The organism is Pandoraea sp. XY-2, from assembly GCF_004193915.1.
Classification (GTDB): Bacteria; Pseudomonadota; Gammaproteobacteria; order Burkholderiales; family Burkholderiaceae; genus Pandoraea; species Pandoraea cepalis.
Genome location: NZ_CP030849.1, coordinates 3,417,461 through 3,431,907, shown reverse-complemented (window position 1 = coordinate 3,431,907; position 14,447 = coordinate 3,417,461). Strand labels below are relative to the sequence as shown.

11 protein-coding genes and 1 pseudogene are annotated in these 14,447 nt (G+C 65.1%); 5 read left to right on the top strand and 7 right to left on the bottom strand.

The window, feature by feature from the left end:
• Positions 1 to 100 precede the first annotated feature (100 nt).
• From DRB87_RS15425 to DRB87_RS15410, 4 genes and pseudogenes are all read left to right on the top strand, one after another.
• Positions 101 to 1,474, top strand: a complete 1,374-nt coding sequence (locus tag DRB87_RS15425) for a DNA polymerase Y family protein (RefSeq protein ID WP_165385332.1) — start codon at positions 101 to 103, stop codon at positions 1,472 to 1,474.
• Between the two features lie 184 nt (positions 1,475 to 1,658).
• Positions 1,659 to 4,966, top strand: a pseudogene (locus tag DRB87_RS15420) (error-prone DNA polymerase).
• A gap of 127 nt (positions 4,967 to 5,093) precedes the next feature.
• Positions 5,094 to 5,375 carry a type II toxin-antitoxin system RelE/ParE family toxin gene (locus DRB87_RS15415; RefSeq protein WP_281352581.1) on the top strand — a complete coding sequence of 94 codons (282 nt, stop codon included), beginning with the start codon at positions 5,094 to 5,096 and terminating at the stop codon, positions 5,373 to 5,375.
• Positions 5,376 to 5,438: 63 nt separating this feature from the next.
• Positions 5,439 to 5,750: a HigA family addiction module antitoxin gene (locus DRB87_RS15410; protein ID WP_130026523.1), complete on the top strand. Its 312-nt coding sequence runs from the start codon at positions 5,439 to 5,441 to the stop codon at positions 5,748 to 5,750.
• Positions 5,751 to 5,811: 61 nt separating this feature from the next.
• Here the strand turns inward: DRB87_RS15410 and DRB87_RS15405 are convergent, their stop codons facing one another.
• The 5 genes from DRB87_RS15405 to DRB87_RS15385 all read right to left on the bottom strand — a co-directional run bounded on the left by DRB87_RS15405 (position 5,812) and on the right by DRB87_RS15385 (position 11,788).
• Positions 5,812 to 7,182: a nucleobase:cation symporter-2 family protein gene (locus DRB87_RS15405; protein ID WP_017231792.1), complete on the bottom strand. Its 1,371-nt coding sequence runs from the start codon at positions 7,180 to 7,182 to the stop codon at positions 5,812 to 5,814.
• Positions 7,183 to 7,613: 431 nt separating this feature from the next.
• The gene (locus DRB87_RS15400; RefSeq protein ID WP_130026522.1) at positions 7,614 to 9,122 is read right to left on the bottom strand and encodes an HDOD domain-containing protein; all 1,509 of its coding nucleotides are present in this window, start codon (positions 9,120 to 9,122) and stop codon (positions 7,614 to 7,616) included.
• Positions 9,123 to 9,140: 18 nt separating this feature from the next.
• Positions 9,141 to 10,595 carry a bifunctional diguanylate cyclase/phosphodiesterase gene (locus DRB87_RS15395; protein ID WP_130026521.1) on the bottom strand — a complete coding sequence of 485 codons (1,455 nt, stop codon included), beginning with the start codon at positions 10,593 to 10,595 and terminating at the stop codon, positions 9,141 to 9,143.
• Positions 10,574 to 10,957, bottom strand: coding sequence for a hypothetical protein (locus DRB87_RS15390; protein WP_130026520.1), 384 nt, complete (start codon positions 10,955 to 10,957; stop codon positions 10,574 to 10,576). Before DRB87_RS15390 ends, DRB87_RS15395 begins: the two co-directional genes overlap by 22 nt.
• A gap of 258 nt (positions 10,958 to 11,215) precedes the next feature.
• Positions 11,216 to 11,788 (bottom strand): aspartate/glutamate racemase family protein, encoded by a 573-nt coding sequence (locus DRB87_RS15385; protein WP_240756013.1) that lies wholly within the window; start codon positions 11,786 to 11,788, stop codon positions 11,216 to 11,218.
• Between the two features lie 53 nt (positions 11,789 to 11,841).
• Here DRB87_RS15385 and DRB87_RS23685 point away from each other — a divergent pair, with 53 nt between their 5' ends.
• Positions 11,842 to 12,054 carry a hypothetical protein gene (locus tag DRB87_RS23685; protein WP_240756012.1) on the top strand — a complete coding sequence of 71 codons (213 nt, stop codon included), beginning with the start codon at positions 11,842 to 11,844 and terminating at the stop codon, positions 12,052 to 12,054.
• On the opposite strand, the gene DRB87_RS15375 is transcribed toward DRB87_RS23685, so the two are convergent.
• Positions 12,045 to 12,947, bottom strand: a complete 903-nt coding sequence (locus DRB87_RS15375) for a transporter substrate-binding domain-containing protein (RefSeq protein ID WP_017231796.1) — start codon at positions 12,945 to 12,947, stop codon at positions 12,045 to 12,047. The two genes, DRB87_RS23685 and DRB87_RS15375, sit on opposite strands and share 10 nt — an antisense overlap.
• A gap of 191 nt (positions 12,948 to 13,138) precedes the next feature.
• Positions 13,139 to 14,395 carry a D-amino acid dehydrogenase gene (locus DRB87_RS15370; RefSeq protein WP_130026517.1) on the bottom strand — a complete coding sequence of 419 codons (1,257 nt, stop codon included), beginning with the start codon at positions 14,393 to 14,395 and terminating at the stop codon, positions 13,139 to 13,141.
• Positions 14,396 to 14,447 lie beyond the last annotated feature (52 nt).

The window sequence follows — 14,447 nt, the reverse complement described above, 5'->3', positions numbered from 1 at the left end:
GGCGCGGCCGACGATGCGCGGCCGGGGCCTGTCGGGCCCGGTCCGGCACCTTCGTCCACACCGTCCACGGTGCCTTTGGTTTCTGTTTCCGGAGTCTCGCATGGCTTGCTGGATCGCCCTGCATCTGCCCTATCTGGCGCTCGAGATCGCCTCTCCGCTCACACCGGCTGACACGCTGACCGACACGACGGTCGTGCTGGCGCAGTCGCGTGTCTGGCAGGCGAGTGAGGCGGCGCAGGCAGCCGGCGTGCAACCCGGCATGCGCCGTGGCGGCGTGCTGGCGCTATTGCCGCAGGCACGATTCCACGATCGCGACGAAGCGGCCGAGACGGTCGCGCTCGAAGCGCTGGCGCTGGCCTTGCTGCGCTTCGGCCCCGACGTTGCGATCGCCTCGCCACAATGCGTGCTGATCGACGTGGCACCGAGCCTGCGTCTGTTTGGCGGTCTGGCATCGCTGGCGGCGCAGGTGTTTGAGAGTGCCGAGGCGCTCGGGCACCGGGCGTCGTTGGGCCTTGCCGCCACGGCCAGCGCGGCGGCGTTGCTCGCGCGTGCCGGTGCTCCTGGTGGGCCGCCGCGGTTGCCATCGACACCACCGACGCCGATGACGCTGCCGCAATCCCTCGATTCCCGCTCGGTCGCCTTGTTGCCCGAGGCGCAGCCGTGGCTCGACTGGCTCGCGCAAATCGGTTGTGCGACGTTGGGCGAACTGCGCGCGCTGCCTGCGGCGGGCGTGAGGCGCCGCTGCGGTGCGGAACTACCCGCTGCGCTTTCCCGGGCCTATGGCGAGACGCCGGAAGCCCCCGCCTGGTATCGCGCCCCGCCCCATTTCGAGGCGGTGCTGCCGCTGCCGTCGCTCACGCATGACGTGGACGTGCTGCTCTTCGGTCTGCGCCGTCTGCTCGCCCAACTCACGGGATGGCTGGCCGCCGGGCAACTGGCCACGCGCGCGCTCGCGCTGGTGCTCGAGCATGAGCCGCTTGGGCGGCAAACGCTGGCACCGACGCGTTTCGACATCCGTCTTGCCGAAGCGAGTGCGGCGCCCGCGCACTTGCTGTCGTTGTGCAAGGAGCGGCTGGCCCGCTCGCCACTGGTGGCCCCGGTGCTGACGTTGCGGCTCGATGTCACGCAGACGGCGCCCCATGTTCCGCAAAGCGGCTCGCTCCTGCCGGAGCCGGGCCGCGCCCGGCAGGATTTTGTGCAACTGATGGAGCGTGTGGCGGCGCGGCTGGGCGACGAGCACGTGCGGCGTTTGCAGGTGCGTGGCGATCACCGGCCCGAGGCGGCATTCGTCAGCGTGCCGTATGGGGTGTCCGGCAATCCTTCCCATGCCTCCCACGTCACAATGTCCGGCGCGGTCCGTCATCGGCCCGATGGCGAGTCCCTGTTGCCGCCGCGCCCGGCGTGGCTGCTCGATGTGCCGCAGCGCCTCGGCGTACGTCAGGAGCGCCCGTGGCGGCAGGGCCGCTACAACTGATGAGCGGTCCTGAGCGTATCGAAGCCGGCTGGTGGGAGCCAGGCACCGTCACGCGCGACTACTTCATTGCGGCCGATATCACGGGGCGTTGCTGTGGGTGTTTCGCGAGCGGCCCGTGAATGGGGCGGATGCCGCGTGGTACTTGCATGGCCTGTTCGGCTGAGTCCGGCGGGTCCGCTGTGCGATGAATTTCGACGATTTCCTACCGTGGCAAGGCCCGACCGAAGGGCTGGCCGCCAATGATGAGCGTGCCGACGCGGCCGGCGCCGATCCGGCGGCGCCCCCCGATCCGCGTGCTGCCGACGACGGCAGCCTGCCTGCCTATGCCGAACTGCACTGCCTGTCGAATTTCTCGTTCCAGCGTGGCGCGTCGCATCCGGAGGAACTGATCGCGCGGGCCGCGCACCTGGGCTACACCGCGCTGGCGATGACCGACGAGTGCTCGCTGGCCGGTGTCGTTCGCGCACTGGCCGAGGCGGTGCAGCATCCGTCGGTGTCGTTGATCGTGGGCAGCGAGTTTCGTCTGACGCCCGAGGACAGCGCAGCCGCGCTGGGCAGTGTGCATCTGGTCGCGCTTGCGCAGCACCGCGAAGGCTACGGCAATCTTTCCGAGATGATTACACTCGGTCGCATGCGCGGCCCGAAGCGCGGTTATCGGTTGCACGCGCGAGACTTCAGCGCGCCGGCAACCGGGCAGGCGCATCTGCGGGGTCTGCCGGGGTGCCTGATGATCCTGGTGCCGGAGACCGGCGCGAGTCCCGAGCGCACGCTGGCCCAAACCCGCTGGGCGGCACAGACGTTCGGCGAAGGACGCGTGTGGCTCGCGCTCGAACGTCGTCACCGAGCCGACGACGACGCGCATCTGGCCCGGTTGCGGGCGATCTCCGCCGAGTGCGACGTGCCGCTCGTCGCCACCGGCCATGTCCTCATGCATGTGCGCTCGCGCAAGCCGTTGCAGGACACGCTCACCGCCATTGGACTGGGCAAGCCGGTGCAGGCTTGCGGATTGGCGCTCGCCGCCAATGCGGAGCAGCATCTACGCACGCGGTTGCGGCTCGCGTGGCTCTATCCGCCGGACGCCCTGGCGCAAACGGTTGCGATCGCCTCGCGTTGCCATTTCGATCTGCGCAGCCTGCGTTACGAGTATCCCGAGGAACTGGTGCCCGCCGGGCATACGCCGGTGACGTATTTGCATCAGGAAGTCGAGGCCGGCGCGGCGCGGCGCTATCCGAACGGGGTACCGCAGAAGGTGCGTCGTCTCATCGAAAGCGAACTGACGCTGATCCGGGAGCTGGCGTACGAGCCGTATTTCCTGACGGTCTACGACATCGTGCGGTTCGCCCGCAGCCAGAACATCCTGTGCCAGGGGCGCGGGTCGGCGGCCAACTCGGCGGTGTGCTATTGCCTGGGAATCACGGCGGTCAATCCTGACGAGGTGCAGGTGCTGTTCGGGCGTTTTCTGTCGAAGGAGCGCAACGAGCCGCCCGATATCGATGTGGACTTCGAGCATCAGCGGCGCGAAGAGGTGATCCAGTACATCTACGACAAGTACGGCACCGACCGGGCGGCGCTGGCCGCGACGGTGATTTCGTATCGCATGCGCAGTGCGGTGCGCGACACGGGGCGGGCGCTGGGCATCGATCTGTCGATTGTCGAGCAGGTCGCGCAGAGTCAGCAATGGTGGGATGGTCGCGAGAATCTGCTCGCGCGCATGGCGGCACAAGGGTTGTCGCCCGACGCCCCGACCACGCGGCTATGGGCCGATCTGGTCGCCCGGCTGATCGGCTTTCCCCGGCATTTGTCGCAGCACGTGGGCGGTTTCGTGATTTCGCGCGACAAGCTCTCGCGCCTGGTGCCGATTGCGCCGGCGGCGATGGACAAGCGTTACGTCATTCAGTGGGACAAGGACGATATCGAGACGCTCAAGCTGCTCAAGGTCGACGTGCTGGCGCTCGGCATGCTGAGCGCGTTGCGCCGCACGCTCGATCTGCTGGGGGAATGGCGCGGTGAGCCGATCTCGCTGGCGGACATTCCGCGCGACGATCCGGCGACGTACGGCATGATTCGTCGCGCCGATACCGTGGGTGTCTTCCAGATCGAGTCGCGTGCGCAGATGAGCATGTTGCCGCGCTTGAAGCCGGACAAGTTCTACGACCTGGTGATCGAGGTGGCGATCGTGCGGCCGGGGCCGATTCAGGGCGGGATGGTGCATCCGTATCTGCGTCGCAAACAAGGCAAGGAGGACGTGGTCTATCCGCGCGAGGAGATCAAGGCGGCGCTCGAGCGCACGCTGGGCGTGCCGATCTTTCAGGAGCAGGTGATGCAGATCGCGATGATCGCCGCCGATTTCTCGGCCGGCGACGCCGATCAGTTGCGCCGTTCGATGGCAGCCTGGAAACGCAAGGGCGGGCTCGAGAAATTCCAGACCCGCATTATCGACGGGATGCTGAAAAACGGCTATCCGCGCGAGTTTGCCGAGGCCATCTGCCGCCAGATCGAGGGCTTTGGCGAGTACGGTTTTCCGGAGAGTCATGCGGCAAGCTTCGCGCTGCTCGCCTATGCGAGTGCGTGGCTCAAGTGTCATGCGCCGGAGATGTTCCTGTGCGGGTTGCTCAACAGTTTGCCGATGGGATTCTATTCGGCGTCGCAGTTGGTGCAGGATGCGCGACGACATCATGTCGAGGTGCGCGCGATCGACGTTTGTGTGAGCGATGTCGAGTCGCGTCCCGAGGCGCGCATCGGGCGGTACGGCAATGCCCGACGACCGGCGGTGCGGCTGGGGCTGTCGCTGGTCAAGGGCTTGTCCGACGGTGGGGCGCATGCGATCGAGCGTGCGCGTCGGCAGCGGCCGTTGACGGATATCGACGATCTGACCGCGCGGGCCGCGTTGTCACGTCGGGATCTCGATGCCCTGGCGGCCGCCGACGCGCTGTCGGCGTTGCTCGGCGGTCGGCGGCAGGCGCGCTGGGCGGTCGCCGCATGGCAGCCCCCCACGCCGCTGCTGGGGCGACGCTCTTGCGCGACGCGGTGCCGGGCAGTGCCGACGAGCAAGTGGCGCTGCCGCCGATGGCCGAGGGGCAGGACATCGTGGCCGATTACGCGAGCACGGGGCTGACGCTGCGGCGTCACCCGCTGCTGCTGTTGCGCGAGACGCTCACCCGGATGCGGGTGCGAACGGCGAGGGATTTGCAGGCCGAGGGCGTGCACGGACGCCGGGTGCGCACGGCGGGCATTGTGACGGGACGGCAGCGCCCGGGCACGGCCAATGGCACGGTCTTTGTCTCGCTGGAAGACGAAACGGGCGTCATCAACGTGATCGTCTGGCCCGATCTGGTCGAGTCGCAGCGCAAGGCGTTGCTGGCATCGTCCTTGTTGGGGGTGGAAGGGGTCTGGCAACGTGAGGAGCGTGTGACCCATCTGGTGGCGCATCGCCTGGTCGATCTCTCGTCGATGCTCGGCGAACTCACGATCTCGAGTCGGAACTTTCACTAAGGGGACTTCGATAGGATGAGGTGTCTCCGGCCCCCTGCCATGCGTGGATCTCGCCTCTTCTTTGTTGACGTGACTGGCGCCTCGCTTTACTATTGGCGCCATGCGTTAATAACGTGTTGCGTTATTAATTGTGATCGAAAATTTCAAATGCAGGGATACGGCGTTGTTATTCAACGGATGCCGGGTGAGGCGCTGGCGCGCAGTCGAAGGGGCCGCGATGCGCAGACTTCAGCAATTGCATGCCGCCGCGACACTCGGTTTCTTGCGCGCACCGCCGGGTAACCGACTCGAGGCACTGCGAGGAAATCGCCTGGGGCAGTACAGCATTCGTATCAACGATCAGTGGCGCTTGTGTTTCCGCTTCGACGCGGGCAACGCTTCTGACGTCGAGATCGTGGATTACCACTGATCCGATAGGCGGGCGCGTTCCGATATTTCTGCGGATTTTGCTACAGGTCGACGGAGGCCAAAAATGACCCGACAAGTACCACTGGCAACGCCGGGCGAAATTCTCGCGCAGGACTGGCTGGGCCCGATGGGGCTTTCTCAATATGCGCTGGCGAGGGCCATTGACGTGCCGCCTCGCCGCATCAACGAAATTGTTCTGGGCAAGCGTGCGATTACCGTCGATACGGCGCTGCGCCTGGGAGCGTTCTTCGGCGTGGATGCACAGAGCTGGCTCAATCTGCAAAACCAGTACGATGCCGAGATCGCACGCGCCAACATGGCCGACGTGCTGCGCGACATCAAGCGACGTGCCCGGGATCTTCTCGCTGCGGCGTGATGCTCCCCCCAACGACACGTCAGCCGTTGCCGTCGCGCGTCGACGGATGTCATGCCATTGCTCAATGCGCGGCGTCGGCCTGCTTGCCGGCCGCCTGCGCGAGGGCGCTCGCTTCGGCTTCGCTGCGCAAGCCGTTGAAGTGCGCGTTGAGCAGCACCGCGCTGATCGACGCGAGCAGAATGCCGCTGTGGAAGAACGGGGCGAGCGCATGCGGCAGTTTCATGAAGAACTTGTCCGACGCCACCGGAATCATCCCCACGCCAATACTGATTGCGATGATGTACAGGTTGTAACGATTCTTCGACAGGTCCACCGTCGAGAGAATCTTCACCCCCGTGGCCGTCACCATGCCGAACATCACGATGCCCGCGCCCCCCAGCACGAACTGCGGCACCGACGCCACTACGTGTGCCACCTTCGGAAACAAGCCCAGCGCGATCAGGATCAGGCCCCCCATGGCACACACCCAGCGGCTCTTCACACCGGTCACGCCGACCAACCCCACGTTCTGCGAAAACGAGGTGTAGGGGAACGTGTTGAAGATGCCGCCGATCATCGTGCCCAGCCCATCGACGCGCAAGCCGCGCACCAGCGTCTTCCTGTCGACCGGACGGCCGACAATGTCGCCCACCGCCAGGAACATGCCGGTCGATTCGATGAACGTCACGAGCATGACCAGCGTCATCGTCGCAATGGCAACCGGATCGAAGCGTGGCACGCCGAAATGAAACGGCATGACGAAGCCGAACCACGGCGCGTCGGATACGCCCGCGAACGATACTTTGCCCAGCGCCATCGCCACGATCGTGCCGAACAGAATGCCCAGCAGCACCGCGATGTTGGCGAAGAAGCCGCGCACGTACTTGGTGATGAACAGAATGCACAGGAGCACGGCGAACGACACGCCCAGATAGAGCGGATTGCCGTAATCGGGATTGCCGAAGCCGCCTGCCGCCCAGTTGATGCCCACGCCCATGAGCGAGATGCCGATCACCGTGATGACGGTCCCGGTCACCACCGGTGGGAACAGCCGCAGCAGCTTGCCGATGAGCGGCGCCATCAGAATGCCGATCAGGCCCGAGGCAATGGTCGCGCCATAGATATCGAGCAACCCGAGATCGGGATTCGTGCCGATGGCGATCATCGGCGTGACGGCGGTAAACGTCACCCCCATCATGATGGGTAGACGCAAGCCGAAGATCCACAGGCCGAGTGTCTGGATCAAGGTGGCGATCCCGCAGGCGAACAGATCGGCGTTGATCAGAAACGCGACTTGATCGACCGACATGTGGAGCGCACCGCCGACGATCAACGGTACCGCCACCGCCCCCGCATACATCACCAGTACGTGTTGCAGTCCCAGCGTGAACAACTTGGGGAGCGGCAGGCGCTCGTCGACCGGATGCACCGGTGCAGCAGCAGATTGCGTCATGTCTTCTCCTGGTCCGACGGTACGAATCGATTTACATGGTGGAACCGAGCGTAAATTTTTTACCGAGGCGCAGCGAGTGCCGTCAAAAATGCAGAGCGGATGGTCGGGGGTGCGTCGTGATTGCCCCCCGGCGGGGCGTCATGGGGAAAAATTGAGGCATCGCGACAGGGTACGCCGGTTGGCGCCGCAGCGGGCGACTTCCCGGAAAGCCTTATGCCGTATGGTCGCGACGTCGCAGGGGAGTGACTGGCGGGAGAGGGCGGAACGCGATCGGATGTGTGCGAATCGTACCGCACCGTGCGGCAGACGTTGGCCGCGCGCCGAGGATCATATCGAATCCGCAATACTAAAGATTGCAACTGGCGTATGAATCTCGGCGACAGTGAGATGCCGGGATATCGCCCCGCCGCAACGCCGTCAGGCTGCGCGGCTCAGCGTGTGCCGGTTGTGCCGGACGCCTTGCGGGCGAGCATGTCGCTGGCATTGGCGGTATTGCCCGCGCCGCCGCTTTGCTGTGCCACGCTATCGAGCTTGCTGGAGATCTCGTTGCCCATGTGCTGCAGGAATTCCAGCTCCTTCGCGCCGATGCCTCCCGCGCACAGCGTGCCGCCCCAGTCGCCGTAAAGCAGCGCCACGGTCTGGTTACGTTGGCGAACTGGCAGCAGGAAGAACGACTTCACGTTCGAGAAATGCTCACGGTGCCACATCGGAATACGTGGCACGATACGCGGCTCGCGAGCGTTGTCGATCAGAATCGCGCGGCCGTTGGTCAGTGCCAGATGGAAGACGTCCGGTTCGAAGGCTTCGGGGAACGACAGGCCCAGCACGGGCTGCACGTCGCGGCCGATGCCGAAGCGCAGCTCGAACGACTTGCCCGCCGGCACGCGCACGAAGGCCGCGCAGTTGGCGAAACCCAGCGACTGCATGATCGCTTCGAGCGTCAGGTTGAGCAGACCGACCGCGTCGGTCTCGCCCGTGGCGGCCCGAACTTCCGAGAGACCGTCTGCCAGACGTCGCGCCGAGTCCAGCGGCTTGCCCGCCGGCGGCTGGCGCGTGCCCGATGCCTTGGTGCTGATCGCAATGAATTCCTGGTGGCTCGTGTCGCGCACCATTTCTTCGCCCACGGACACCACGTCTCGCACGTCCAGCGCGAGACGCTCGGCATAGCGCTCCGCCAATTCGGCCAGACGCTCCGGGTCGGCCCCGCGCGTGAGTTCCGTCACCATCTCGTTGGACATGTTCGCCACCGCGCACAGCCAGTCGCTATGCGAGAGCGGGGTGTCGCCCTCCAGATCGATCGGGCGCATGCTCGTCGCGATCGATTCCGGCAAGCCCCACTTGCGGGCCGCCGCTTCGGCCAACTCCGGGAACGAGATGGCGAGCACCTGCTCGCAGGCGTCGCTGTCGCTGATGCCTTGCGCTGCGGCGAGGGTCTGGATTTCCCCCCATTCGGCCGGGAAGCAATAGGTCACGAGCAGTCGTGCGACATGGTGCAGCAAGGTACAGACTACGGCTTCCTCGCCGTCGCGAATGCCATTCTTGGCGGTGATGTCACGGGCGAACGCCCCGGCGAGCGTGGCGCGCGCAAGTTCGCGGGCCATGTCGTCGCGCTGTGCGGCGACCTCGCCGAAACCCTCGAGCAGTTTCAGGCTCAGGGCGAGGTGGCCGATCGTGTCGACACCGAGAATCATGATGGCGCGCGAGACCGTCGTCACGTTGCAGCCGAACGGCGCATACATGGCGGAGTTGGCCAGGCGGATCACTTTCTGGGTGAGGGCGAAGTCGGAGAGCACCGACGCCGCCAGGTCGGCCGTGCTCGTGTTCTCGCTTTGCATGGCGCTCACGATGCCGCTGACGGAGCGCTGCAGCGACGGAAACTCGCCGCGCTCAGCCAGGCGCTGCCACAATAATTCGAGCGTTTTTTCTTTGGTCAGGCTCATGGTAGCGGGGTTATCCGGTCAGTGGCCGGCATCCACATTGAGACGCCCGCTCGCAAAGGCCGCCTCCAGTTCTCCCGCAGGCAGGGCCTTCGACACCAGCCAGCCCTGGATGGAATGGCAGCCGCGCTCGATCAGCATCTGCCGTTGTTCTTCTGTCTCGACCCCTTCGGCGACCGCCGACAGCCCCAGCTCACGCGCCAGTCCCAGGACTGCCGTCACAATCGTACGGTCATTCGATGACGTGGGCATGTCTTTCACGAAGCTGCGGTCGATCTTGAGCGCGGAGAGCGGGAAACGCTTGAGGTATCCCAGGCTCGAGTAGCCCGCGCCGAAATCGTCGACGGAGAAGCGCACGCCCAGCGTTTGCAACTCGCGCAGCACCAGATTGGCCTGTTCCGGGTCGCGCATCAGTACGCTCTCGGTAATTTCGAGCACCAGCCGGTGCCCTTCCACGCCCGAATCGGCAATCGCTTGCCAGACCAGGCTCGGGAACGACGGATGGTGAAATTGCTGTGCCGAGACGTTGACCGACATGTACAGCCCGTCGAGCCGGGTGCGATCCCAGCGCGCGAGCTGCATGCAGGCGGCGCGTAATGCCCAGCCGCCCAGCAGGTTGATCAGGCCATTGGCCTCGGCCAGCGGAATGAATTCGGCCGGTGAAACCGGGCCGAGCGCGGGATGCCAGCGCATGAGCGCCTCGACACCCTTCACGTTCAGCGAGATCGGATCGCAGATCGGCTGGTAGTGCAGGCTGAATTCGCCATTGTGAATCGCCTCGAACATCGCCGATTCGAGCGAAAACGCCTTGCGGTGCAGGTCGCCGAGATCGTCTGTATAGACGAACAGGCCGTTGCGGCCACGATCCTTGGCGCAGTACATGGCGGCGTCGGCGTGCCTGATGAGCAGGCCGGCCGAGTCGCCATGGTGGGGATAAAACGACACGCCGATGCTCGTGGTGAGGTGCAGCAACTGGTCGCCAACCTGGAACGGTTGCTGCACCGCCGAGAGCAGGCGCTTCATGATGCCGCCAAGCGCCTGTTCGTCGTCGCAGCCGGGCAGCACGAGCACGAACTCGTCGCCGCCCATGCGCGCGGCCATGTCCGTCTCGCGGATCTGTGCGATCAGGCGTTGGCCGGCGTCGCACAGGAGCTGATCGCCCACGTCGTGGCCGAGCGAGTCGTTGACCTTCTTGAAGCCGTCCAGGTCGAGCAGGGCGACGGCAAAGTTCGGCCCGCCTTCACGCGCGTGCTGGATGGCTTCGGTAATGCATTGATGAATGTACTGACGATTCCCCAGCCCGGTCACCGCATCGCGCACCGCCAGATCGGACAGGCGTGCTTCGTTTTCCTTGAACGCGGTGATGTCCTCGCCGTGCACGACGAACGTTGCGCTCGTTCCGGCGATACGGGGCGTGTACTGGGCAATGCGCAGACGCATCCAGACCCGGTCCGTCAGACCGCGGAGCAGGCGCACGGTGCACTGCTGGGGCCGAGCATCTGGGCGGCGGAGAAGGCATCCTGCAGCGTCGGCACATCTTCGATACCGGTCAGCTCGAACAGCGTGGCGTGATCGGTGTACTCGCGCGAATATTCCAGCAGGCGCAGGGAGGCTTCGGCAATGAAAAGGAAACGGCCGTCGGCAGCAACGTGCGCCGAGAGTCCGCCGGTCAGCTCGACCAGCGCCCGGGACAATGCCGGGGCCGGCACCGCGGCGTGAGCCTCGGCGATTGCCGATGCCAGGGTCGAAGGTTCGACCAAAGAGACGCCGGCGGGGAGTCGATCTGAACTCATTGTTGTTGTCTGTGCATGCATCACGTCGAGCGCGCTGCGACCCATGTGCTTCCCCGTTCAGGCAAACGCGCTCATGGCCGAACCTTGGTCCGGCAGGTGTCCGATGGATTGTGGGCCATTATAGCTAAAGACGCCAGCGAATTTGGTAGCGGGAATCCCCGATTCATGCCACTTTCCACACGTTTTCTCGCGTAGGTTTTTTTCTGACAAGGCGATCGGGGATTATTCCTGCACGGCGGCTGGCCTGTCGCCAGTATTTGCTTGGAATTGCCCGTCAGATGGCACTTCCGCACATCGGGACATTCACTGGCGCGATTTTCCCGTGGGCGTCTCGTGCGCAAGCGACCAGGCGATGCAGGCGCGCGCGAGGGCGGCCGAGGCGTCCAGGCCGAAGCGGCCCAGCGGTGTTTCACAGGTGGCCAGCGCCACCGGGATTTCCGTACACCCGAGAATGACGCGTTGCGCGCCGGCCGACAGCAGGGTCTCCATCGCCATGGCGAGGGCCTCGCCGCCGCGACGATTCTCCCCAGCCTTGGTCAGCCGGATGCCTTCGTTCACGAGCGCCTGGTGCGCAAGCGGTTCGGCAACCTGAACGAAGCGATAGCCCAGCGCTTCGAGCCGTGGCCGGTAGACGTTGGCGTGATGGGTGCCTTCGGTGGCCATCAGGCCGATGAGCGCGCCCGGCGCGACGCATTGGGCCAGCTCGCCCGCGACGGCTTCGACCACATCGAGCACCGGCAGCCGGGTGCGATGACGCAGTGCGTCAAGCCAGGCATGGGCCGTGTTGCAGGCAATGGCAATGCAGCCAACGCCAGACTGCTCCAGCGCGTGAACGCCGTCGAGCATGCCGTCCAGCGGTGAAGCACCGTCGCGCAATAGCGCCTCGGTGCGGTCGGGATCTGGGGAACCGAGTAGAGAATGAACGGGATGTGATCCTGATCGCGGTGGGCCGGATGTTGATCGACGATCTTGCGGCAGAGGTCGATGCCGGCGGCGGGGCCCATGCCGCCGAGGATGCCGAGCGTGGCGTGCGAGTTCATGGTGATGACCATCATTCAACGGGAACGGCAAACATCGGGATCGCGCGCGAGGGCAGGGGCCGTGGCCCCGCCCCGCACGGCGTCCGACAGGATCAGTCGTAAGCCTTGGTGATCGGATCCTTGAACATGGCACGCATTTCCGCCGTCATCGGATAGTGCATATTCTGGTTCTTCGGCGGCACCGGTTCCATGAACCACTTGTTGTACAGCTTCTCCATCTCGCCGGACTTCTCCATCTTGGCGATGACCGTGTCCACGACCTTCGTGAACGCCGGATCGTCATGGCGCAGCATGCAGGCATAGTTTTCGAACTGGAGGTTCGGACCGACGACTTCGTAGCCCTTGGCTTCGTCGGCCGACAGGGCGGCGCGCTGGCCGTAGAGCAGCGGCTCGTCCATCACGAAGGCCACCGAGCGGCCTTGCTTGACGGTCAGGAAGCCGTCCGAGTGATCCTTCGTCTGAATCAGGTTGAAGCCGACCTCGCCCTTCTTGCCCGAGAGAATCCGATCGGCGGTCGTGCCGGCGGTCGTCGCGATCGTCTTGCCCTTCAGGCTGTTCAGATCGGTGATGCCCGAGCCCGACTTGGCGATCATCTTGATCGAGTACAGGAAGATGTTGTGCGAGAAGCCCACTTGCTTCTCGCGCTCGAACGTGTGCGTGGTCGAGCCGCATTCCAGGTCGATCGTGCCGTTCTGCACCAGCGCGATACGGTTCTGCGAGGTGATCGGCGTCTCCGTGACCTTCAGGTTCGGCAGGTTCAGGTCTTTCTTGACGGCGTCGACGATCTTGAGCGCGATTTCCTGCGAGTAGCCGATCGTCTTGCCGGCGTTGTCCGTGTACGAGAACGGAATCGACGACTCCCGCACCCCGAGCGCGATCACGCCGGTGTCCTTGATCTTCTTGAGCGTGCCGGTCAGTTCCTGCGCGCTCGCGGTGTGCGCGAACAGGGCGGCGGCGGCGCTGACGAGCAGCAGGGGAGCAAACAGCTTCTTCATGGTCTCTGTCCTATCGGAAGTGAATGGCACGGTGGTCCGCGCCGTTGGTATGTCAACTGCCAAAAACACTGATACAACCCGACACGTCCTTCCGCTGTTCCCCACGGAAACGACGCCCCGCAATACCCCGTAACGCCCCGTGTCATGACGGCGATCGACCCGGGAGGCCGGCTATGTTCGATCAACGCGATTCACGCGGCCAGCCGGGCAAACCCTGCCAGATCGACCGCGGGACGCTTGCCGCCGATGGCATCGGCAATCACGCGCGCCGCGCCCATCGACAACGTGAAGCCCAACCCGCCATGGCCGACGTTCAGCCACAAATTGTCCAACGTATCCGCGCGCTGGAGGATCGGGCGGCCGTGCGGCGTGGCCGGTCGCATACCGGTCCATTCCAGCGGGGCCCGCTCGCCGGCCAATGCGGGAAACAACGCCGCCGAGAGCGTGCGCAGCGCCTGGATGCGCCGGGCCGCGATGCGATAGTCGTACCCCACGAGGTCGGCCATGCCCGCCACTCGCAGATGCTCGCCGAGGCTGGCGTAGACGACCTTGTTGTCGGCGTCCGTCACCGATACCTGCGGACGCGCGTCGACCGGGGCGTGGCGATACGTCAGGCTGTAGCCCTTGAGCGGGTAAAGCGACACCGACTCGCCGACCTTGTGCAGCAACGGCATCGCCGCCAGGCCATTGGCGACGACACAGGCATCGACGGCCACGTCGCCCATGCGTGTGCGAATCGACCGCACCGTGCCGCCATGCACATCGAAGCCGGTCGCTTCGCGTTCATACAGCAACCTGCCGTCGGCGTGCGCACCGACGATCCGCGCCAGTTCCATGCATAACGACTGGCAGTCGCCGGTGCCTTCGCCCGGCGTGTGAATTCCGCCGGCCAGCTCACCGGCGATCGTCTCCAGGGCGGGCTCCAGCATGGCGCATGTCGCGGCGTCGACCCGTCGCTGTGTGTAGCCGAGTCCGTTGGCCAGTTCGAGCGAGCGTTCGGCGGCGGCGAGCTTGTCCGCATCGCGGTACACGACGAGCTTGCCGCTCAGACGGTAATCGAACGACACCGATTCCCGCGCCAGAAATTCCTGCATCACCGCACGGCTGTGCAGGCCGAGCGAGAGCAAACGCAACGTGGAGCTGGCGTTCGCCTGCGCATTGCAATGCTTGACGAATGCGATCGACCAGCGCCAGAAGTCCGGATCGAACGACGGCTTGATTCTCAGCGGTCCGGTGCGAGAGAACAGCAGCGAGGGCAATTGCGAAAGTACGCCGGGGGCGGCCAGTGGCGACACGTACCCGTAGCTCAGTTGGCCACCGTTGGCGAAACTTGTCGCCAGACCCGGACCGCGTCCGGCGTCGATGACCGTGACCGCATGGCCTGCGCGCAGCAGTTCATACGCGCTGGCGAGGCCTACGATGCCCGCCCCGATGACTCCAATGTGCATAGCGATGAATGACAACCAAAAACGTCAGGGAATGCAAGGCGGGAAAATATTC